The organism is Paraburkholderia sp. OAS925 (assembly GCF_040543975.1).
Taxonomy (GTDB): Bacteria; Pseudomonadota; Gammaproteobacteria; order Burkholderiales; family Burkholderiaceae; genus Paraburkholderia; species Paraburkholderia graminis.
In genome coordinates this window covers 2,052,830-2,074,098 of record NZ_JBEUNO010000001.1, presented here as the reverse complement: position 1 = coordinate 2,074,098, position 21,269 = coordinate 2,052,830, and the positions used below count along the sequence as shown (strand labels likewise).

The following is a 21,269-nucleotide window of genomic DNA, read 5'->3' as shown; positions in this document are numbered from 1 at the left end:
CCCACCCTGACTTGACCGCTAAAAAGCGAGAAAGCGGGCTTGACGCACTGATTGAAGCCATTCGGCGATACACGAAATGACAGACTCAAAGAACCAGGCACTCGGACACGAGCACTCTTTTTTAGGAAGCTCCCACGACGAGAACGCACGCCGGACGCGCTCTGTCGTCGCACTGACGTTCATCATGATGGTCGGCGAGATAGTCGCTGGGTACGTCACCGGCTCAATGGCGTTGCTCGCTGATGGGTTTCATATGGCAACCCATGCAGGGGCGCTCGGAATCGCGGTCCTTGCATACGGATATGCAAAGCGAAACGCTGATAACCGTGCCTACAGCTTTGGGACTGGATTCGGGCCATACAGCCTTTCAAGCGGCAAACTACTCGATCGAGCGAATGACCGAAGCTGGCCGATCACGGTCCGACGTTGCACTGGCCGAGTAAGCCGCGATTGATCGGTCCGCGTCGTGCAGAAGTCGGCCCTCAACGGGCCTTCAAGTTTCTACAAAGCGGACATTGCCGCGCCGGCAGATTTGTCAAAGCGCCGCTTGCGCGACTTCTGTCAGACGCGTTGCCGCCCCGAACCCTGGTTCCTAGTTTTCCGCCGTGACCACGAGCCGTTCGGGCGCAAGCACTCCCTCGCCCGGCTTCGCGACACCGAGCAGGCGGCCCTGCGCCGCCGCGTAGACTCGCACGCGCGACGCGTTCATCGCCTCGCGGCTCACGTTCAGTTCCGCGAGCTTCAAGCGCTGGCCATGCAGAAAGCGGCGCGTCGCGTCCTCGTCGAGATGCACGGACGGGAACGTCGACAGCAACGCGTCGACCGGTTGGAGCCACGCATCGCGTTCGCTTTCCGTTGCGTCCGACAACGCGTCGAGCGTCACCGAATGCTCAAGCGTCAACGCGCCGACGCCGGTGCGCCGCAACGCCACCAGATGCGCGCCGCAGCCGAGCGCCTCGCCGATGTCCTCGGCGAGCGTGCGCACGTACGTGCCCTTGCTGCACGTGACGCGAAAGGTGACGTCGGGCAGCGCGCAAGCGAGCAGTTCGAGCGCGTGGATCGTCACCTCGCGCCCTTCCCGGTCGACGGTCTGACCGGCGCGCGCGTATTCGTAAAGCGGCTTGCCGTCGCGCTTGAGCGCCGAATACATCGGCGGCACCTGAACGATGTTACCGAGAAATCCGGGCAAGGTCGCCAGCACCGCCGCTTCGTCGCAGGTCACCGCGCGCGTGTCGACGGGCTCGCCTTCGGCGTCGCCGGTCGTCGTGCGAATGCCGAGGCGCATGGTGGCCTCATAGGTCTTGTCGGCCTCGAGCAGATCCTGCGAGAACTTGGTGGCTTCGCCGAAACACAGCGGCAGCAGGCCCGTGGCAAGCGGATCGAGCGTGCCGGTGTGGCCTGCCTTCTTCGCCAGATAGAGGCGTTTGGCGCGAATCAGTGCGTCGTTGCTCGACAACCCGAGCGGCTTGTCGAGCAGCAGCACGCCGTCGAGCGCGCGGCGCGGCACGCGGGGGCGTTGAGGTGCGGTCATGTCGAAAGAGGAATTTGATAGTGAAGCCGGATCGGTGCGCGTCAGGTGCGCTGGGTTGCTGCGCCGCGGCCCGTTGCAACACGCGGCGCAACGCGAGAACCCCACGCAGCGCTCAATCCTCTTTCGCACGACTGGCGTTAGCCTCGTCGATCAGGCGCGACATTTCGACAGCGCGCTCGATGGTCTTGTCGTAATGGAAATGCAGCGTCGGCACCGTATGGATATGCAGGCGCTTGAACAACTGATTGTGCAGATGGCCGGCCGCGTGCGTGAGCGCCGCGAGCGTCTGCTGCGGATCGCCGGTCAAGGTCGTGAAATAGACCTTCGCGTGCGCATAGTCCGGCGTCAGCTCGACGCTCTGGATCGTGACGATGCCGATGCGCGGGTCCTTGACCTCGCGCAGCAGCTCCGACAGATCGCGCTGGATCTGATCGGCGATCTGCACGTTGCGATTGGGTGAAGAACGTTTTTTAGGCATGGTGTTGTGTGATCCGTTGTGACGGATGCAAAAAATGGTTCGCGGCCGGGGCGTGCCGGACAAATCGCGGCGTTCGCGCGGCGGCGCCGCTCACGGCGCCAGAAGCAGCAGGCCCGAAACGGAAGAGCCCTAAACGGAAGGCCCCAAGCGGCAGGCCCAAACGGGCCGCCCCCAGCGGGTCGCCCCAAACGGGTCGCCCCAAAAACAACGGGCGGAGCGGGCGTTGATGCCCGCTCCGCCCCTGGAACCGTGCCGCGTGACTTACAGCGTACGCGCGACTTCGGTGACCTCGAAGACTTCGAACTGATCGCCTTCGACGATGTCGTTGAAGTTCTTGACCGACATACCGCACTCGAAGCCCTGACGGACTTCCTTCACGTCGTCCTTGAAGCGCTTGAGCGAATCCAGCTCGCCCGTGAAGATGACGACGTTGTTGCGCAGCACACGCACCGACGACGAGCGCTTCACGAAACCGTCCGTGACCATACAGCCGGCCACCGTGCCGACCTTCGGCACCTTGAATACCTGGCGAACTTCGACCGTACCGGTCACGACTTCGCGCTTCTCCGGAGCCAGCATGCCCGACATCGCGGGCCTTCACTTCATCCACTGCGTCATAGATGATGTTGTAGTAGCGAATGTCCACGCCGTTGGACTCGGCCAGCTTGCGAGCCTGCGCATCCGCCCGCGTGTTGAAGCCGATGATGACCGCCTTCGAAGCCGTTGCCAGGTTGACGTCCGACTCGCTGATGCCGCCCACGGCGCCGTGCACGATCTGTACGCGCACTTCGTCGGTGGAGAGCTTGAGCAGCGACTGCACCAGCGCTTCCTGCGAGCCTTGCACGTCGGCCTTGACGATGAGCGGCATGTACTGCACTTCGCCTTCGCCCATCTGCTCGAGCATGTTCTCGAGCTTCGCGGCCTGCTGCTTCGCCAGCTTGACGTCGCGGAACTTGCCTTGACGGAACAACGCGACTTCACGCGCCTTGCGCTCGTCCGGCATGACGATGACTTCCTCGCCAGCCTGCGGCACTTCCGACAGACCCTGGATTTCGACCGGGATCGACGGACCCGCCGACTTGGTCGGCTTGCCGGTTTCGTCCAGCATCGCTCGCACGCGGCCATAGGCGCTGCCTGCCAGCACCACGTCGCCACGGTTCAACGTACCCGACTGGACGAGGATGGTCGCAACCGGACCCTTACCCTTGTCGAGCTTCGCTTCGATGACGAGACCCTTGGCCGGCGCTTCGACCGGTGCCTTCAGTTCCAGCACTTCGGCTTGCAGCAGCACGTTTTCCAGCAGGTCGTCGATACCCGAGCCGGTCTTGGCCGACACGGACACGAACGGCGAATCGCCACCGTATTCTTCCGGCACGACGCCTTCGGCGACCAGTTCCTGCTTGACGCGGTCCGGATTCGCATCCGGCTTGTCGATCTTGTTGATCGCGACGACGAGCGGCACGCCGCCTGCCTTCGCGTGGGCGATCGCTTCCTTCGTTTGCGGCATCACGCCGTCGTCGGCTGCGACCACCAGAATCACGATGTCCGTTGCCTTCGCACCGCGGGCACGCATGGCCGTGAAGGCCTCGTGACCCGGCGTGTCGAGGAACGTGATGACGCCACGCGGCGTTTCGACGTGATAAGCGCCGATGTGCTGCGTAATGCCGCCCGCTTCGCCCGCTGCAACCTTCGCGCGGCGGATGTAGTCGAGCAGCGAGGTCTTGCCGTGGTCGACGTGACCCATGACGGTGACGACCGGCGGACGCGGCAGTGCTTCCGCATCCGACACTTCGCCTTCCACCAGCATGGCTTCCGGATCGTCCAGCTTGGCCGCCACCGCGTGATGGCCCAGTTCCTCGACGATGATCATCGCCGTTTCCTGGTCCAGCATCTGGTTGATCGTGACCATCTGGCCGAGCTTCATCATCGACTTGATGACTTCCGACGCCTTCACCGCCATCTTGTGCGCCAGATCGGCGACCGTGATGGTTTCCGGCACGTGCACTTCACGCACGATCGGTTCGGTCGGCGCCTGGAACGTGGTGTTCTGGTCCTGATGCTTGCCGCGACCCTTCGGGCCGCCGCGCCAGCCGCGGTCGACGCCGCCGCTCGTGTCGCCGCGCGTCTTGATGCCGCGGCGCTTGGCTGCGTCGTCCTGCCAGCCGCCCTTGCCGCCCGGCTTCTTCTTGTCGCCTGCCGACGGCGTGGTCGTCGTCGCAGCCGGAGCCGCGGTAGCGGGCTTGCGGGCTGCGGGACGCGCGGCCGCTTCGCCAGCCGGACGCGCCGGCTTGTGCAGCGTGCCCTTCGCTTCGGCGGCCTTGGCCGGCTCGGCGGGCTTCGGTGCCGGTTCCGGCGCCTTCACCTGCGCCTTGCGCGGCGTGTTCATCATTTCGCGGATCGCACGCGCTTCGGCTTCCGCCGCGGCACGGCGCTTGGCGATCTGTTCCTGCTCGGCACGCGCCTTTTCAGCAGCCTGACGCGCTGCGTCTTCCGCCTTCTTCGCCGCTTCGCGTTGTGCCGCGCGTTCTGCTGCGGCACGCTCGTCGTCCTGCTCGGTGTCTTTCGCGACGGCCGGTTCGGCCGCGCTTGCAGCCGCCGCCTCGACCTTCGCCGTTTGCGTGGCCTGCTGCACTTTCTCGCGAGCCGTTACCTCGGCCGCAGCCGCTGCGCGCTTCTTCGCCGCTTCTTCTTCCGCGCGACGACGCTCCGCTTCAGCAGCCTGCTCGCGCGCCTGGCGCTCGGCCTCTTCGCGTTCGAGCTGCTCCTGACGCGCCTTCAGTTCCTGAGCCTGCTTCTCGAGCAGTTCGGCTTCATGACGCGCTTCTTCTTCGCGGCGCTGAAGTTCGAGATCGTCGACTTCCGGTGCCTCGGCCACATGATTCGATGCCTCTCCGCCTTCAGCGGAGGTTTCGTCGCGGCGGACGAAAGTGCGCTTCTTGCGCACCTCGACCTGAATGGTGCGAGCCTTGCCCGTCGCATCGGACTGCTTGATCTCCGACGTATGCCGTTTCGTCAGCGTGATCTTGCGCTTGTCTGCATCAGTCGAGCCGTGTGACTTGCGCAAGTGGTCGAGCAGACGCGCCTTGTCCGTTTCGGACAAGGAGTCGGCTTCGCTCGCTTTGGTGACGCCCGCCGCCTGCAGCTGCTCGAGCAGCACGCCTGCAGGCATTTTCAGTTCCGCGGCAAATTGGGCTACGTTGTTACTCGCCATTCATTCCTCTTAATGCAAGGACCGATTCCTTGCGGTTAGCATCGGGTCATGCGGCCTGACGGCCGCGTTCAATTTAGTGCGCCATGGTCATTTCTCACTGGAACCAGTGTTCACGTGCTTTCATGATCAACGCCTTAGCGGCATCCTCTTCCATTCCGGTCATCTCGACCAGTTCGTCCACAGCCAGCTCGGCGAGTTCGTCGCGCGTCTGGATCTGATGTTCGGCCAGCTTTGCGAGCAGGTCGGCGTCCATGCCGTCCAGGCTCTTCAGGTCGAGCGCTACATTTTCGACCTTTTCTTCATTCGCGATCGCCATTGTCAACAACGCGTCACGCGAGCGGTTACGCAGTTCGTGGACGGTGTCTTCGTCGAATGCTTCGATTTCGAGCATTTCGTTGAGCGGCACGTAGGCGATCTCTTCGAGGCTCGTAAAGCCTTCGTCGATCAGGATGTCAGCGACTTCCTCGTCGACATCGAGACGCGCCATGAACAGGTCGCGCAGAACACCGCGTTCCTGATTCTGCTTTTGCGCAGATTCGTCCGGCGTCATGATGTTGATCTGCCAGCCGGTGAGTTCGCTGGCAAGACGCACGTTCTGGCCGCTGCGGCCGATCGCGACCGCCAGTTCGTTTTCGTCCACGACGACGTCCATCGAATGCTTCTCTTCGTCGACGACGATCGATTGGACGGCTGCCGGCGCGAGCGCGCCGATCACAAACTGGGCGGGATCCTCCGACCATAGCACGATGTCGACGTTTTCGCCACCGAGCTCGTTACGCACCGCCTGCACACGCGAACCGCGAATGCCGACGCAAGTGCCGATCGGATCGATGCGCTTGTCGTAAGCGACCACGCCGATCTTGGCGCGCACGCCGGGATCGCGCGCCGCCGCCTTGATTTCCAGCAGGCCCTGTTCGATTTCGGGCACTTCCATTTCGAATAGCTTCATCAGAAATTCGGGCGCCGTACGCGACAGTTCGATCTGCGGACCGCGCGCGGTGCGATCGACCTTCGCGATATAGGCGCGCACGCGGTCGCCCACGCGCAGGTTTTCCTTCGGAATCAGCTGGTCGCGGCGCAAGAGCGCTTCGACACGGCCGGTTTCGACGATGAAGTTGCCCTTGTCCAGGCGCTTCACCGAGCCGGTCATGATGTGCTCGCCGCGCTCGAGGAAGTCGTTCAGGATCTGCTCGCGCTCGGCGTCGCGCACCTTCTGCAGGATCACCTGCTTGGCGGCCTGCGCGCCGATCCGGCCGAATTCGATGGACGGCACCGGTTCTTCGATGTAGTCGTCGATCTGGATTTCAGGCTTCTGCTCGCGTGCTTCGAACAGCAGGATTTCCTGATCCGGCTCTTGCAGACCGGCTTCGTCCGGGACCACTTTCCAGCGGCGAAACGTTTCGTGCTCGCCGCTTTCACGGTCGATATGGACGCGGATGTCCGCGTCTTCTTCGAAGAGTTTCTTGGAGGCCGAAGCGAGAGCCGCTTCGAGCGCGGCAAATACCACGTCTTTGTCGACGTTCTTCTCGCGTGCCAGCGCATCCACCAGCATCAACACTTCGCGACTCATTGTTTGCGGCTCCTAAAGTCAACTTTCGGAACGAGGCGTGCTTTGTCCATGTCCGCGAGCGTGAAATCGAGCATCGCGGCGCCTTCCTTCCCTTCAAATTCCAGACCGATGGTCTCGCCTTGCGGGGCATGCAAAATACCCCGGTACGATTTCCGTCCGTCCAATGGCTTTTTCAATGTGATTACCGCTTCGCTGCCTGCAAAGCGTTCAAAATCCGCCAGTTTTTTCAGCGGACGGTCGAGCCCCGGCGACGATACTTCGAGCCGCTCATAATCGATATTTTCGACCGTCAGTACGTGCTGGAGCTGACGCGTGACTTTCTCGCAGTCTTCGATCGCGATGCCGGCAGGCTGGTCGATATAAATACACAGCATGCCGCGCCCGGTGCGCTCGAGATCGACGAGCTCGTAGCCGAGTCCCACGACCGTGGTTTCAATCAGTTCCGTCAGTTGCACAGTGCCCTCTTAGATGTTCGCGCAGCGAGCCTGCCGCTTGTTCTGCAAACAACCAATGCGGGCCGCGCGCCTGGCCGGCGCACGTTCGTGCTACCCGAGATGACGAACCACGATGAACTGAGCGGCAAAAAAAAATGGGCTAAACGCCCATCATCTTATTACCGGTGGTCGCACCTGAGCCGCACATGAAAAGCCGCACGCCCAGCGACTCCGCGATTGTAGCCATTTTTCAGGACAAACGCAAACCGCAGAGCGCCGCGCCAAGCGGATTCCCGCTTGATTTCATGGCGATCTTTCGACGATATGGCGGCGCTTGCGGGACTTTACAAGGCGGCGCCGCGCGATGCGGCCCGAGTTCGGCCTGCGCGGCGTTTCATACGCCTCGCGGTCAGCGACCGCGACGCCCGTCGATTGAATGATTAAGACGGCACTTTGCGGCTGGCGCGATGAAGCCGGGCCGCAATGATCGTCACGCTCGCGATCAGCGCCCGCGCGAACGGCCGCGCGGTGCGCCGCCGCTACGGTTTGCACCGCCGGCGTTGGGGTTGCCGCCACCCGAGCGGTTGGCGTTGCCGCGGTTGCCCGCGGGCGCACGATTGCCGCCGCCCGCATTCGGACCGTTGCCGCCAGCGCGCTTGCCGCCGCCCGAAGGAGCGCGATTGCCGCTGCCCGAAGGCGCGCGGTTGCCGTCGACGTCGCGGCCGCCGCGCGGACCGCCTGCACCGCCGCCTGCGCCTCCCGCGCCGCCGCTAAATCCACCAGCGCCGCCCGCGCCGCGACCCGTGCCGCGATTGCCGTAGCCGCCGCCGAACCCCGTGCCCGCACCCGCGCCGCCGCCGAAGCCGCCGCCTGCCGCACCGCGCCGGCCCTGGCCGCGCGGCTGCTGCTCGAAGCGGCTATGCGACATCAGCACCGGTTCGCGGTTGATGAAGCCCATCGACGTCTGCATCGGATCGGGTTGCTTGCGCTCAGGCGCCGCATTGCGGCCGCCGCGCTCTTCGCTCGGCGCCTTCAGGCCAACCGACGCCATCAGCGCGCGCACCTGATTGTCTTCAAGCTCTTCCCAACGACCGCGCTTCAAGCCCTTCGGCAGCGAAATCGGGCCGTGACGCGTGCGGATCAGACGGCTCACCATCAGACCGGCCGCCTCGAACATACGACGCACTTCGCGGTTACGCCCTTCGGCGAGCGCGACGTGATACCAATGATTGGTGCCTTCGCCGCCGCCGTCGCGAATGCGCAGGAAGTTCGCCGGGCCGTCGTCGAGTTCGACGCCGTTCAGCAGCTTTTGACGCATGCCTTCGGCCAGTTCGCCGACCACGCGAACCGCGTATTCACGCTCGACGCTGTAACGCGGATGCATGAACCGGTTCGCCAGATCGCCCGAGGTGGTCAGCATCAGCAGACCTTCGGTATTGAAGTCCAGACGGCCAACCGCGAGCCACTTGGCGGTTTTCATCGGCGGCAGTTTGTCGAACACCGACGGACGGCCTTCCGGATCGGCATGGCTGACGATCTCGCCGGTCGGTTTGTGATACAGCAGCACGCGCGGCGGCTTGTTGGCGAGCTTGCGCTTGACCGGCTTGCCGTTGATGCGGACCTGGTCGGTCGGCATGATGCGCTGGCCGATGTGAGCCGGCTCGCCGTTCACCGACACGCGGCCGGCGACGATCAGCTCTTCCATGTCGCGGCGCGAACCCATGCCGGCCTCGGCCAGCACCTTGTGGAGCTTCGGCGCGTCGTCGTCGGCGGACAGCACGCGCTTCGGCGCAGCCGGCTTGCCACGGCGCAGCATCGGCGCGCGCACGCCGCCCGTCGTGCTGTTGTCGGCATCGAAGGCCGGCGACGTGACGTAGGAGAACAGATCATCCTGATTCCCTTCGGCCGCTGCGCCCGCTGCTGTGGGAGCTTCGCCGCCGCGGCGATTCTGCCGCTGGCCGCCTGCGCGCGGCTGACGCTCGCGCTGGCCTTCGCGGGGGGCGCCTTCACGGGGGGCGCCTTCACGCGGCGCGCCGTCGCGTTGACCGTCGCGTTGACCGTCGCGTTGACCGTCGCGCTGCCCTTCGCGTTTAGCGCCGCCTGCATTGCGTCGCGGCCCTTGACCCTTGGCGCCCGCGTCCTTGCGCGGCGGACGCGCTTGCGCCACCGCTTCGCCTTCCGGCGCAGCCTCGCCGGCGGCCGGCGCGGCCTGCCCCGGCGCGCCTTCGACGGCCTTCGTCTTCGCGCCGGCACGGCGCCGGGCGATCAGGCTGCGCGGCCCGCGACGCAGGCCGCGGCGCGGACGGTCCTCGCCGTCTGCTTCCGTGGTCTGCGCCGGGCGCTCATGCTCGCCTGCCGACGCTTGCGTGGTGCGCGTTTCGTCAGCGCGCGCCGACGGCACGGCGCGCTCGGATTCGGACGAATCGGTGTCGTGGGTATGTGTCAAAACAACCTCAAAATGTCAGGTCGCGCGCGCCCCTTGCAGGCGCGGCAAAAAATGTTCGGTTACGTCAGGCGCTGCGCGACTCGGTTTCGTCGTCGGTCAGAATGCCTGCGTCCTGTGCGGCGTCGCGACGATCTTCCTGATCGCCGTGCGCCGCCCTGGTCGGGTTCGATCCGGCCGCATGCTCCGCGTCGCGGAGAACGTCCGAACCATGTGCGGCTGCTGCCGGATCGGCCTTGGCGGCCGGATCGCGATTCTCTTCGGATGCCACGGCGGCGGGCAGCGGTGCAACGTTTGCCGCTTCGGCGCCGGCCTCGCGGGCGTGTTCCGCACGGTCCGCGTTGTCCGCGTGTTCCGCGTCGTTCATCACGTCCGCCTGCTCCGCGGGTTTTGCTTCTTCTGGTGCTACGTCGGGTTGCGCTCCGAAAGCCTCATTCGCGGCGACTTCAAGAGTGTCGACGCCATCAGCCGCGATGCCCGTTTGCGTGCCATCGGCCTGCTGCGCCGGATCGCCCTGAGCCTCTTCGCCAGCGATTTCCGTTCCTGCCGCGAGCTGCGCGCCGCTTGTTGCTTCCGCGTGAGCCATGTCCGGCTGTTCGGACGCGCTCGCTTCGCCTTCTTCGTTCGATGCCGGCGTCTCGCCGACCTCGGCGTCCGCATCGGAAAACTCGATTGCATGCTGTCCGAGCAAGTCCGCGTTCAGTTGCGCCGACGGGTCCGCGAGCGGCGGCAATTCGTCGAGCGCGCGCAAGCCCAGGTCGTCGAGAAACTGCCGCGTGGTCGCGTAGAGCGCCGGGCGGCCCGGCACGTCGCGATGGCCGATCACTTCGATCCAGCCGCGATCCTCAAGCTGCTTGACGACCTGCGTGTTCACCGTCACGCCGCGAATCTCTTCAATATCGCCACGCGTAACCGGTTGCCTGTATGCAATGATCGCGAGCGTTTCGAGCACCGCGCGCGAATATTTCGGCGGCTTTTCCGGATGCAGACGATCCAGATACGAACGCATCGCGGGCTTGCTTTGAAACCGCCACCCCGACGCCAGCCCGACCAACTCCACACCGCGCCCCGACCAATCCTGTTTCAGGTCTTCGAGCAGAGTCCTAACGGTGTCTGCCGACACGCCGTCGGCAAAGAGCTTGCGCAAATCGCCGAGCTTTAACGGCTCCTGCGCGCAGATCAAGGCTGTCTCGAGGACGATCTTCGCCTCTTGGGTATTCATGCAGCTAGGTCAGACCCTGTGGTCAAAGAACCGGATCAAACAGACGATGTGGAACTGAAGACGCGCTCGCCCGATTCTGATCGGTCATATTGATGGGAGCACGCACCGGGGGGAGGCGAAACAGACTATCGAGCCAAACCCAGCCGGACGGAGCAGCGATATTCCGGACAGGAATCGCGTGACTGAGCGCCATATTACGCAAAAACATCCGGTGCGTAAAGCCAACCGCCGCCAGGCGCCGGAGAACATGCCCGGCGCATTGGTGCATATGCGCGAATGCGGGTGCATCCGTGAGGGCGCTCGTCGCACGCGAGGTCCCTCGCGTCTTTCCCCGCATCAGCTACAGCGCGGCATGCCGCGCGAGAAAGCGCTTCAGGCGCTCGACGCCCGCATCCAGCCGCGCGACGTCGCACGCGTAGCACCAGCGCAGGAAGCCCTCGCCCTCGGGACCGAACGCGCTGCCGGGCGCGATTCCCAGGCCGACTTCGCGCACCAGCGCCTTGCATAGCTCGAGGCTGCGCGAGGCGCCCGTCATCGAGAAAAAGAGATACATCGCGCCGTGGGGCGCCTTCACGTCGACGCCGGGCACGGCAGACAACGCCCGCACCAGATGGTCGCGCGATGCCTTCAGGTCGCGCACCAGGTCCTGCGTGAAGCGCTCGCCCTGCTGCACGGCGGCGATCCCGGCCTGCTGGACGAACGACGGCGCGCACGAGGTGTTGTACTCGACGAGTTTGCCGAGATCGTCCATCAGACGCGTCGGCGCGACGATCCAGCCGAGACGCCAGCCTGTCATCAGCCACGCCTTCGAGAACGAGTTCACGCAGATCACCCGCTCGTCGCGCGAGGCCAGATCGAGAAACGACGGCGCCGTGCGGGCGGGAGCGGCGCCTTCGCTTTCGATGGAAGCGTCCGGGTAATAAAGGCGCTCGTAGACTTCGTCCGCGACGATCCAGATGCCGTGCCGCCGGCAATGCGCAAGCACCGCGCGCTGCTGCTCGCGGCTCATCACCCAGCCGGTCGGATTGTTCGGCGAATTGATGAGCAGCATTTTCGTGTCGGGCGTGAGCGCCGCGAGCAGGCGCGCCAGGTCAAGCTGCCAACCCCCTTCGCCGTAATCGAGCGAGACGGTTTCCACATGAGCGCCGAGAATTTTCGGAATCTCGACGAGATTTGGCCACAGCGGCGTGACGGCAACCACGCGGTCGCCCGCTCCCACGACCAGTTGCGCCGCCAGCATGAGCGCGTTGACGCCCGCGCTCGTCACCGCGACGTGGTCCGGCAAGGTGGCGCCATGCAGTTCGCCGACGTAATCGGCGAGCGCCGCGCGCAACGGCGCGATGCCCAGGTTATGCGTGTAGAAGGTCGCGCCCGCCTGCAGCGCGGCGCTGGCGGCATCGCGGATAAAGGCCGGCGTCACGCGGTCGGACTCGCCGAACCAGAACGGCAGCACGTCGGCGACGCCGAAGCCGGCGTTCGCCACTTCGCGAATCTGCGACGGACGCAGCGCGCGCACCGCCTCGCGCGCGTTGGGCATGGATGACACGGAGAGGTCCGGTTCGCTCATCGAGAGTTCCAGGTTAGAAGAAATGCAGAGGTCGGGCTGGCGCGCCACGAGGCGATATATGTTGTCGGGAAGCGCAGCCGGGAGTGTAGCCCAGCGTTCGGTTGCGTTCGGTTGCGAAACGTCGTGCCGCGCGGGGGTTATGAGAGGCGAGGTGTTGGGGCAAGGCATTGAGAACCTACTGCGGCCTTGGTATTGCGGGAACACCCGAAAGACCCGCCACGACGAATGCAACCCGCCGTGCGCCGGGCCACACCCTTCTGCCTCGGGCGACCGCACCGACCGCACCGACCGCACCCGCAATCGGGAGCTCAAAAGCATCCAGGCCCCCCTCCTCAAACCAGATCTTCCGCCCGCGCCGGCAGTTCGCGGATCAACTCCCACACCGCCTCGGCCGCCGGCGATAGCGAGCGGTCGCGCCGCCGCACCAGTTCGACCGTGCGCTCGGCCCGCGGCACGAGAGGACGCGCGGCAAGCGCAGCGCCCGCCGGCAACGGCAACGCGAGCCACGGCAGCACGCTCACGCCGATGCCCGCCTCGACAAGACCGAACACCGTCGCCGAATGCCCGAGCTCCTGCACCACCGTGGCGTTCACGCCGTGCTCGTGCATCACCGCGTCAATGAGGGGACGGCTCCCCGATGCGTAGTCGAGCATCACCAGCCGCTCGCCTTCGAGATCCGCCCACGCGACCTCCTTCTGGCGGGCAAGCGGATGATCGTCGCGCGAGACGAGGCAGAAGGAGTCGGTCATCAGCGATTCGCTCAGCAGATCGTCGGCGGCGAACGGCCCAATGATCACGCCGAAATCCACCTCGCCCGACTTCACCTTGCGCACCACGTCGCTCTGCACGTCGTCGCGCAAGCCGAGCGCAATGTGAGGAAAGCGCTCGCCGCACGACGCGAGCACGCCCGGCATCAACCGGCAGGCGATGGTCGGACTCGCGGCCACCACCACCCGTCCGCGCCGCTGCTCGCCGATTTCGCGGATCTCGCGCAGCGCGTCGTCCAGATCGCCGAGGAGCCGCGACACGCTCGAGACGAGATTCCCGCCGACGTCGGTGAGTTGCACCTCGCGCGTCGTGCGGTCGATCAGTTTGAGGCCGATTTCGCCCTCCAGCTCGCGCACGCAACGGCTCACCGCCGATTGCGTCAGCCCGACCTCCTCGCCCGCTCGGCTGAAGCTCTGCAGGCGCGCGACCTCGATGAAAACCCTTAGCTGGCGCAGCGTGACGTTCATTTCTTCGGCTCATCAATGGCATGTTTTGATGCGCATTGTACGCGCCGGCGCGCGGTGGCACGGGCTTTCGACGCACTCGTTGCAATGCAGCATTGAGGCGCAAACGCACGCCCTGCGGGCCTCGTTGCACAAGATTGGTGATTGTCCCGATTTGCGAGATGGGTTTTTTGGATTCTCATACGGCCCTAGCTAGCGCCCGCGCTGGCCCGCTGTTACGGGGCTTCGAGGCGGTTGGAGTCAACTTGGCATACATCCTGCATTGACATGCTCACAGGATCGGCGCCACGACTTCTGACCGCATGGCAGACCGTGGCAAACCCGACCCCCTTGGCACTCGCCTATCGAGTGCATGGAGAGTGCGCGGCGCGGGGCAGCGCACCGGAGTTAGCTTCGCTGAGGTGAAACATGATGCTGTTCGACGATTTGAGAGACAACGAGTGGGCGCTGGTCGAGGCGTTGTTCTGTGCGGAGCCTGCACGGAGCGAGCGTCGCGGTCGGCCGCGTGTCGAAGCGCGCGCGGTCGTCAACGCGGTGCTGTGGGTGCTGTCGACAGGCGAAGGCTGGTCCAAACTGCCGGGCCGCTATCCGTCGCCGCCGACTTGCCGCCGCCGTTTCGACGAGTGGCAAGCCGACGGCACGCTCGCCGAAATTGTGAAGCGACTCGGCACGAGCGGCCGCGAGATTTCGCTGCGCGGACGCATCGGCGCAACCGCAGCCAAGCCGCCCGCACCGCCGAGCCGCGACCGTCTGCGTGGCGCATTCTGGACCAATCCGGAATCGTGGCGCGCGCCGGTGAAGATGGCTTAAGCAACCTCGTTTTTCTCCGGGCGCCTGCGGGCGCCCGAAGCTTATCTGGACCCGCCCGGCGCACGCCCGGCGGCTTGTTCCCGACGGCCTCGTTTCCACGGAACTGGGCGGCCGCCACGGTTCACGTGGGCCGCTCGGCCCGCGTCTCCAGACGGTCGCCGGGGAGGCGGCAGTGCATCGGCAAGCCACCGCGCCGCTGGGCGCGCTCCTCCTCGCGTGTGCCGCCGCATTACGTGTCTCGAATCGAACACTCCCCGCAACCACTGAGTTGCGGGTGAAACATCCATTTACTATTACTTACAGCGTGCTTTCGTCCATCCGCATACCTTATACGTATGCAAACAGGCCTGGTAACCAGGGGGCTTGGACGGGAGCTCAGCATGAAACCAATGTCACTGCTTCTGTGCGGCATTGTGCTTTCATCAATGGCCGCATCGGCGCTTGCCCAACAGCGCCCGCAAGGCTGGAACTGGCGGCCCGACCGCACGGCTTCCGTCGAGGCCTGGCAGCGCAGCGCCGAGCGTGGCCGCAACTTCACGCCACCGGCGCCGCGGGGCGACTTGCGCGGCGATATCGCGAGCAATGTGCGCACGCGGCCCGAAGCGCCGCACGGCGACGCGCCGCGGCGCCGTTAACATGCGCGGCTTCGGTAGCTGCGCAGTGCGAACCGCAGCTCGCGCGAAGATCGGCGCGAGTCGCCGAAAGACAAGCGAATCTCGGGGAACCACGGCTATCCGTATCGGTCTGACTTAACGCCATTAGCACAGCGTGGCAGTAGTAATTCCGGTACGCCCGTATCCTTGCGATACGGGCTTTTTTTCGCCGGCGAGAAAGGGAAGAAACGAGAAGGACAACGACGGGCCGAACGCGCACACGCGTCGCGTGATTCGCGCTTGCGCGTCGCTCGACCAGCGGGATTGGCTAAATGCGGCGCAGCTAGGTGCGCGCTTCGAGCGGTGCGACGGCGTGCGTCTCGGCGGCAGCCAGGACGTAGTCGTTCATGCGCTGCACGGTCCAGGTCAGGCGGGTTTCGTCGTGTGAGAGCCGCGCAAATTCGGCGCGGCCGCGATCCGTGAGGACGGCGATGTCGACAGGAGCATGAAAGCCAGGCGCCGGCGCGACGGTACGTTGCCGAACAGTGTCCATCAGGCCGAGCGCGCGAAGATATTGGAAAACGCCCGGGCGCCTGGCCCACGGCACTTGACGATATTGCGCTCGCCGCAGCGCTTCGAGTACTGCTTCGTTGGAATACGTGGTCATCTCACTTCTTTCTTAAAGTGCAGCCATGACACATTTATGCCAACACGTCGCCGCGCCACCAGCGACGCGCCTGGCACCCGCCCATGGCTGGAAGCTGGCCGTAAGCACTACGGCCGAATTCCGCCAGGTGCTGCCTGGTCTAATGTTTCAGGACCCCCGTCAGAACGGCATGTTAGCGTTCTACCTACGAACCGACGATGCAACCGCTGCGGCGCGATAGCAGGCCCGAAGATTTAATCCCGAAAGACATACGTTACCCCATCTAAATTGATTCTATTCACTTTATTGGCGCTTTTTTTTGCAGCAATTGTTATATGGAAGCGCGCTCGACGGCCTCTCCTCTTTTGCACAATCGCCATTTTCTGGCTGCTTTCTGCCGGCTGGCTGACGGCTCCGCTCTTGAGCCTTGCGCAGCCGCAAGCGCAAACCAGCACGCCCGCCAGATTCGCGCCGCGCACCGCCATCGTCCTGCTCGGCGGCGGTACGGTGTACAACCGCGACAAGGTGCTCGTGCCGCCGCGCGAAGTGCTCGCGCGCATCGCGGTCAGCGCGAAAAACTACGCCGCATGCAAACGCAGCGCGACGGTCTGCAGCGTGATTGTCAGCGGCGGCAATCCGCAGCGGCATCCTGCAACCGAGGCCGACACCTATCTGCCCTACCTGCTGCGCGAACAGGTGCCGCGCTCGGACATCGTGCTTGAAAACCAGAGCCTCACGACATACGAGAACGCGCGCAACGTGTCGGCCATTGTGGGCCAGTCACGTTACGATTCCTTGATACTGGTCACGTCCGCGTATCACATGCCGCGCGCGATGCTCGACTTCAGACATTTCGGCCTCGAGCCGCAGCCGTTGATCTCGAGCGCGCGCCGCGCGCGCCTGGGCGTGCTGCCGCGCTACTCGAATCTGGCGAACGCTGAGATCGCGTTGCATGAACTGATCGGCATCGCGCAATATCACCTGTATAGCGCGATTGGCCTGTTCTGACATGGGTCTGACATGTGTCCGACATACGCGGCAGCGGCTTTGCTTAGCGATGCCAATCAATCTGACAGAGCGGCCTCGCTCGCGCGACAAGGACGCCGCATCTAAGCAACGCGCATCAAGAAGCCAGTAACAAGATGTAACCAATGGCGCGCGCGGTTACAAACCGTCCGCTGGAGCGGAGATTGCTGGCTAGAATGCACTGTCTCTCCGATGGATAGACAAGTACTCGGGTCCACAACCACTCTGCGGAGGTAGCAATGAAGAAAGTGTCCCTCGCGATTCTGATTTCTCTCGGTGCCCTATCCGGCGCGGCCTATGCGCAACAAGGCGGCGTCACGATGAGTACCGATCCGGCGCGGGCCGCCGACGTCGAGCAGCGCGCGCAAGATTTGCAAAACCGCCAGCAAACGATGGAAACCGCGCCCGCCGCGCCGATGAAGCATCACAAGGGCTCGCAGCATCATCACAAGAAGGGCGCGAAGGCCGACGCCTCGGGCTCCTGAGCGCAGTGCGCGGCCTTTGGTGAGAGCGGGCAACGCGGGCCATTTTGCCGACCCGCAGCAACGCCCCGCGGCCTCGCCGGCGCAGTGGAAAAGCCGAAGCCGGCAGCGCCGGTTCCGGCTTTTTTATTGTCCAATGGCCCGGCCGGCGCACGATGCCCGGTATGCTAAAGTCGCGCACCGACCGGCGCCTGCCGGAACCCTAACCCGTGCGCACCCTGGTGCGGAGGACAGCATGAGCAACATCCAGCTAGATATCGAATGGACTGAAGCAGCATCCCGCAAAATCGAAAAACTGATGCCGCGCGGCGGTCAGGAAGCGTTCCTTGCGCTGCCGCCCGTCGAATGCCTGCCGATGGAAGGCGACGTGCTGTTTCTCGGCCCGGACGGCAAGCAGCAACCGTTCATCGTCGCCGAGCGTCAGTATCATCACGATGGCGAGGCCGACTGGACGATCATTCTGATCCTCGACGTGCCGCAAGCCACGCATTGATGTGCGCGTCTAGCGGTGCGCGGCGCGCGCCGCGCTAGCCCACACCGCTGATCGCACGAAAACCGCACGATCAGCGCGTCGAACCGCCAGGCGCTCCGCGGAGCGCCCGGAAGACTTACAGAATTTTCGACACCACGCGAATCTCCGCGTGTTCGACCCAATCGGCCACCGCCTGCTTGTAGGCCGTGATGTGCGCCGACTTTGCGTGTGCGGCGAGCGCTTCCTGACTTGTCCAGCGCTCGAAAAAGACGAACCGGCGCGGCTCCTGCATGTCGCGGTGCAAATCGTACTGAAGCGCGCCCTGCTCTTTGCGTGTCGGCCCGACGATTCCTTCGAGCGCTTCGCGCAAGCGCTCTTCGTAACCGGGTTTCGCTACCGAAATGGCGACCACCGCGATCTCCGACATCTTGACTCTCCGTTTTTGCGAAAGCAGCAGCATACCCGCCACCCGCCGATGTTGCAGGCGGCCGCGCACCGCCGCCGCGCCGTTCGGCGTAGAAGCCGTCGAGCGCGCGAAGCTAACGTCTGAGCACCGTCGCCGCCTGGAGTTTGGCGGGCATTCACGGGCCGCCCTGATACCCTCGGCTCATGCAAGCTTGCAGATACCTCACGACGGCCCGCGGCCCGCCACAGCCGGCGCGCGGGGCGAAGCGATGCAAGCGCGCATCGCAGCGAACGCCGGCGAATCCACCGTGACACCGCGCGCGCCGCGCCGTTTGCCCGCGGCAACGCAAATGTCATGCGTTGCACGCGCGGTTCGCGCCTCTGTGACAGCCCGCACATTCATGCGAAATGCAAGCTGCTAGACTCAATTTGACCACTCCGCCGGAGTCCCGCATGGCTGGCACCGCTCTCCGCGTTCCAGGGTTCGATCCGGTCCGCCGTGCGGGTGCTCCGGTTGAGTATTCCGTTGCGCATCCGCCGCGCGCCGAACTCGCGCGCGTGCCCCGCCACCCGATTGCCGCGATGCCACCATGTCCGCTCTCATGCCCGCCGTTATGCCCGCCGTTATGCCGTCCGTCAGCGAACTGAGTCTGAGCAGCCTGCTTCCGCATCTGGTCCGCGACGAGTCCGGCTGGACGGCGACGTGGCGCGCGCTCACGCTGCACAGCGTGTTTCAGCCGGTGCTGTCGGTCACGCATCAATGCGTGGTCGGCTACGAGGCGCTGCTGCGTGCATTCGATCCGGTCGGTTTGCCGGTGTCGCCGGAAGTGCTGTTCTCGGGCACGCGCTCGGCGGCCGACGCGCGCGAGCTCGACCGCATCGCGCGTTGCCTGCACGTCGCGAATTTCATGGAGCAACGCGTCGCGAGCGGCTGGCTCTTTCTGAACACGCGGCCGCAGGTGTTCGAAACCGGCTGGCCGCAGCGGACGTTCATCGACGAACTGTCCGCGCATTTCGGCTTGCCGCAGGAGCGCATCGTGATCGAGGTGCTCGAGCAGCCCGCCGATGACGAATCCGCCGTCGCCAGCATGCTCGCCGCTTCGCAGCCGCGCGACTTCCTGATTGCAATCGACGACTTCGGCACCGGTTTCTCCAATTTCGATCGCGTCTGGCGCTTCCGGCCGGACATCGTCAAGCTCGACCGGTCGCTCGTCGCGCGCGCGGGCAAGCGCGAGGGCGACGACTCGATGATCGGTCACCTGATCGCGATGCTGCATCAGTCCGGCACGCTGGTGCTTGCCGAGGGCGTCGAAACGGACGAGGAGCTGATGATCCTGATGCAGGCCGACGTCGACTTCGTGCAAGGCTTCTGGCTTGGCCAGCCGAACGGTTCGATCGAGGCCGCCGTCGCGAGCGTGCCGGCACAGATCGAGTCGATGTGGGGCAAGTTCGCGGACTACGAGCGCGCGCACGCGCGCCACAAGCAGCTCGGCTTCGAAGGTTTCGCGGAAGCCGTCACAGCCGCCGCCGACGCATACCGGAACACCGGCGATCTGGATCAGGCGGCGCAGAAAGTGTGGCATCTGAGCGAGGCGCGCCGCGTGTTCATCACCGACGAGCACGGTCAGCAGACCCAGGCATCCGTCACGGCCGCGTCGGTGCCGCTGCCCGAACTGCGGCTCGCGCCGCTCACGAGCAGCGCGCGCAGCAACTGGTCGCGGCGCGCCTATCTGAAACACGCGCTCGCCGCCCGCGGACGCGTCGCGATGATGGGTCCGCACTACTCGCTCGCCGACGGCGACGACTGCTACACCGCCGCGCTCGCGTTCGAGCGTGACGGCAAGACGCACGTGCTGTGCGTCGACTTCGTGCCTGCTGGGTCTGCCGGGCCTGCCGGCTCCGTTGCAGGACCGCGCGCCGGCGGACGGGCTCGCTAATCGTCGATCCGGCCACGGCCGGCCTTGATCTCGCCGCGCCGCGTTTTGCTCTCGAGACGCCGCGTATTCGATGCGCGCGTCGGCCGCGTTGCGACGCGCGGCTTGCGCGTCACGCTGACGCTTTCCACCAGTTCGTCGAGCCGCGCGAGCGCCGCCGCGCGGTTCAGATCCTGCGTCCGATGCTCCTGAGCCTTGATGACCACGACGCCGTCACGCGTGATGCGGCGATCGGGCAACGCAAGCAGGCGCATCTTCAGCACCTCGGGCAGCGACGAAGCGCGCACGTCGAAACGCAACTGAATGGCGCTCGATACCTTGTTGACGTTCTGACCGCCGGCGCCCTGCGCACGAACCGCGGTCAACTCGACTTCGTTCAACGGAATGGGATAGCGGGATGTCATGGCGCTCAAAGTGTACACAGCCGCGCGATGCGGCGCGCGTCGGGGGCGGGTGAAAACCGGCGTGCGAGTTGATCCGGCGCCGCGCAATCGTCGATACTGGGCGCTGTCTCTTTCCCTTTCTCCTTCGACGGATCTTTGCATGAAGCTTCGTCCCGGTTTTGTGGCCGAACTGGCCGTCAATTTCGTGTTGCCCTGGCTCGCCTATCGGCTGGCCCTGCCGCATCTTGGCGAAACGCGCGCGCTGCTCGCCTCCGCCGCGCCGCCCGTGATATGGAGTCTCGTCGAACTGGCGCGGTTTCGCCGCGTCGACGCACTCAGCGTGACGGTCGTTGCCGGCATCGTGCTCTCGGTCGGCGCGATGGCGCTCGGCGGCAGCCCTCGCATGTTGCTGTTGCGCGAGTCGCTCGTGTCCGGCGCTGTCGGCGTGGCCTTCCTGCTGTCGCTCGGCATGCGCCGGCCGCTGATTTTCTACCTTGCGCGCGCGACCGTCGCCCGCGAGATGGAAGGCGGTGCGCAACGCTTCGAAGCGCTATGGCGCGAGCGTCCCGCGGTGGTCAGCAGTATGCGGCTGATGACCGTTGTATGGGGCGTCGGGCTCACCGCCGAAATGGTGCTGCGAGCATGGCTGGCAATGGCCTGGCCGATCGAGCGGTTTCTCGCGATGTCGCCGTTCATCGGCTACGGCATCTACGGAGCGTTGGCTCTGTGGACGCTGCACTATCGCCGGACGATGCGCAGGCGCGCGGAGGAACCGGTCGAAGCGGCGCCGAGCGCGAGTTGAGACGACGTGGCGGCTGTGGGTGTGATTG

17 protein-coding genes and 3 pseudogenes are annotated in these 21,269 nt (G+C 65.0%); 8 read left to right on the top strand and 12 right to left on the bottom strand.

Translation table 11 applies throughout. The features are described from left to right. Positions 1-76: 76 nt before the first annotated feature. Positions 77-349 (top strand): annotated as a pseudogene (locus ABIE53_RS08985) (cation efflux transmembrane domain-containing protein); the annotation flags it as partial. Between the two features lie 243 nt (positions 350-592). Here the strand turns inward: ABIE53_RS08985 and truB are convergent. The 9 genes and pseudogenes from truB to ABIE53_RS08940 all read right to left on the bottom strand — a co-directional run bounded on the left by truB (position 593) and on the right by ABIE53_RS08940 (position 13,691). Then, positions 593-1,531, bottom strand: coding sequence for a tRNA pseudouridine(55) synthase TruB (gene truB, locus ABIE53_RS08980; RefSeq protein WP_107708371.1), 939 nt, complete (start codon positions 1,529-1,531; stop codon positions 593-595). Between the two features lie 112 nt (positions 1,532-1,643). Then, the gene (gene rbfA, locus ABIE53_RS08975; protein ID WP_006053158.1) at positions 1,644-2,009 is read right to left on the bottom strand and encodes a 30S ribosome-binding factor RbfA; all 366 of its coding nucleotides are present in this window, start codon (positions 2,007-2,009) and stop codon (positions 1,644-1,646) included. Between the two features lie 261 nt (positions 2,010-2,270). Next, a pseudogene (gene infB / locus ABIE53_RS08970) lies at positions 2,271-5,220 on the bottom strand (translation initiation factor IF-2). 94 nt (positions 5,221-5,314) lie between these two features. Further along, complete coding sequence (gene nusA, locus ABIE53_RS08965) at positions 5,315-6,790, bottom strand: transcription termination factor NusA (protein ID WP_006052963.1); 1,476 nt, start codon at positions 6,788-6,790, stop codon at positions 5,315-5,317. Continuing rightward, positions 6,787-7,245, bottom strand: coding sequence for a ribosome maturation factor RimP (rimP, locus tag ABIE53_RS08960; protein ID WP_006052964.1), 459 nt, complete (start codon positions 7,243-7,245; stop codon positions 6,787-6,789). Before rimP ends, nusA begins: the two co-directional genes overlap by 4 nt. 481 nt (positions 7,246-7,726) lie before the next feature. Continuing rightward, positions 7,727-9,670, bottom strand: coding sequence for a 23S rRNA pseudouridine(2605) synthase RluB (gene rluB / locus ABIE53_RS08955; protein WP_114156064.1), 1,944 nt, complete (start codon positions 9,668-9,670; stop codon positions 7,727-7,729). Between the two features lie 64 nt (positions 9,671-9,734). Next, positions 9,735-10,889, bottom strand: coding sequence for an SMC-Scp complex subunit ScpB (gene scpB / locus ABIE53_RS08950; RefSeq protein WP_029969238.1), 1,155 nt, complete (start codon positions 10,887-10,889; stop codon positions 9,735-9,737). A 340-nt stretch (positions 10,890-11,229) separates the two neighbouring features. Beyond that, positions 11,230-12,456, bottom strand: coding sequence for a pyridoxal phosphate-dependent aminotransferase (locus ABIE53_RS08945; RefSeq protein WP_107708374.1), 1,227 nt, complete (start codon positions 12,454-12,456; stop codon positions 11,230-11,232). Positions 12,457-12,788: 332 nt separating this feature from the next. Further along, positions 12,789-13,691 carry a LysR family transcriptional regulator gene (locus ABIE53_RS08940; protein WP_107708375.1) on the bottom strand — a complete coding sequence of 301 codons (903 nt, stop codon included), beginning with the start codon at positions 13,689-13,691 and terminating at the stop codon, positions 12,789-12,791. A gap of 408 nt (positions 13,692-14,099) precedes the next feature. On the opposite strand from ABIE53_RS08940, the pseudogene ABIE53_RS08935 reads away from it, so the two are divergent. Beyond that, a pseudogene (locus tag ABIE53_RS08935) lies at positions 14,100-14,495 on the top strand (transposase); the annotation flags it as partial. Positions 14,496-14,878: 383 nt separating this feature from the next. Further along, positions 14,879-15,133 carry a hypothetical protein gene (locus tag ABIE53_RS08930; RefSeq protein WP_006052970.1) on the top strand — a complete coding sequence of 85 codons (255 nt, stop codon included), beginning with the start codon at positions 14,879-14,881 and terminating at the stop codon, positions 15,131-15,133. 301 nt (positions 15,134-15,434) lie between these two features. On the opposite strand, the gene ABIE53_RS08925 is transcribed toward ABIE53_RS08930, so the two are convergent. Beyond that, positions 15,435-15,758: a hypothetical protein gene (locus ABIE53_RS08925; protein WP_053857918.1), complete on the bottom strand. Its 324-nt coding sequence runs from the start codon at positions 15,756-15,758 to the stop codon at positions 15,435-15,437. A gap of 267 nt (positions 15,759-16,025) precedes the next feature. On the opposite strand from ABIE53_RS08925, the gene ABIE53_RS08920 reads away from it, so the two are divergent. From ABIE53_RS08920 to ABIE53_RS08910, 3 genes are all read left to right on the top strand, one after another. Further along, entirely contained in the window at positions 16,026-16,745 is a 720-nt protein-coding gene (locus ABIE53_RS08920) for a YdcF family protein (protein ID WP_181324916.1), read from the top strand. 257 nt (positions 16,746-17,002) lie between these two features. Then, a complete protein-coding gene (locus ABIE53_RS08915) occupies positions 17,003-17,248 on the top strand; it encodes a hypothetical protein (RefSeq protein WP_006052973.1) in 246 nt (81 codons plus the stop codon). 232 nt (positions 17,249-17,480) lie between these two features. Beyond that, positions 17,481-17,738, top strand: a complete 258-nt coding sequence (locus ABIE53_RS08910) for a hypothetical protein (RefSeq protein ID WP_006052974.1) — start codon at positions 17,481-17,483, stop codon at positions 17,736-17,738. A gap of 115 nt (positions 17,739-17,853) precedes the next feature. Here the strand turns inward: ABIE53_RS08910 and ABIE53_RS08905 are convergent, their stop codons facing one another. Further along, positions 17,854-18,144, bottom strand: a complete 291-nt coding sequence (locus ABIE53_RS08905; protein ID WP_006052975.1) for a putative quinol monooxygenase — start codon at positions 18,142-18,144, stop codon at positions 17,854-17,856. A 604-nt stretch (positions 18,145-18,748) separates the two neighbouring features. On the opposite strand from ABIE53_RS08905, the gene ABIE53_RS08900 reads away from it, so the two are divergent. Continuing rightward, the gene (locus ABIE53_RS08900) at positions 18,749-20,059 is read left to right on the top strand and encodes an EAL domain-containing protein (protein ID WP_192698911.1); all 1,311 of its coding nucleotides are present in this window, start codon (positions 18,749-18,751) and stop codon (positions 20,057-20,059) included. Here the strand turns inward: ABIE53_RS08900 and arfB are convergent. Then, positions 20,056-20,460, bottom strand: a complete 405-nt coding sequence (gene arfB / locus ABIE53_RS08895; RefSeq protein ID WP_029969227.1) for an alternative ribosome rescue aminoacyl-tRNA hydrolase ArfB — start codon at positions 20,458-20,460, stop codon at positions 20,056-20,058. The two genes, ABIE53_RS08900 and arfB, sit on opposite strands and share 4 nt — an antisense overlap. Positions 20,461-20,599: 139 nt before the next feature. Between arfB and ABIE53_RS08890 the strand changes: the two genes are divergently transcribed. Further along, positions 20,600-21,241 (top strand): VC0807 family protein, encoded by a 642-nt coding sequence (locus ABIE53_RS08890; protein ID WP_107708378.1) that lies wholly within the window; start codon positions 20,600-20,602, stop codon positions 21,239-21,241. Positions 21,242-21,269 lie beyond the last annotated feature (28 nt).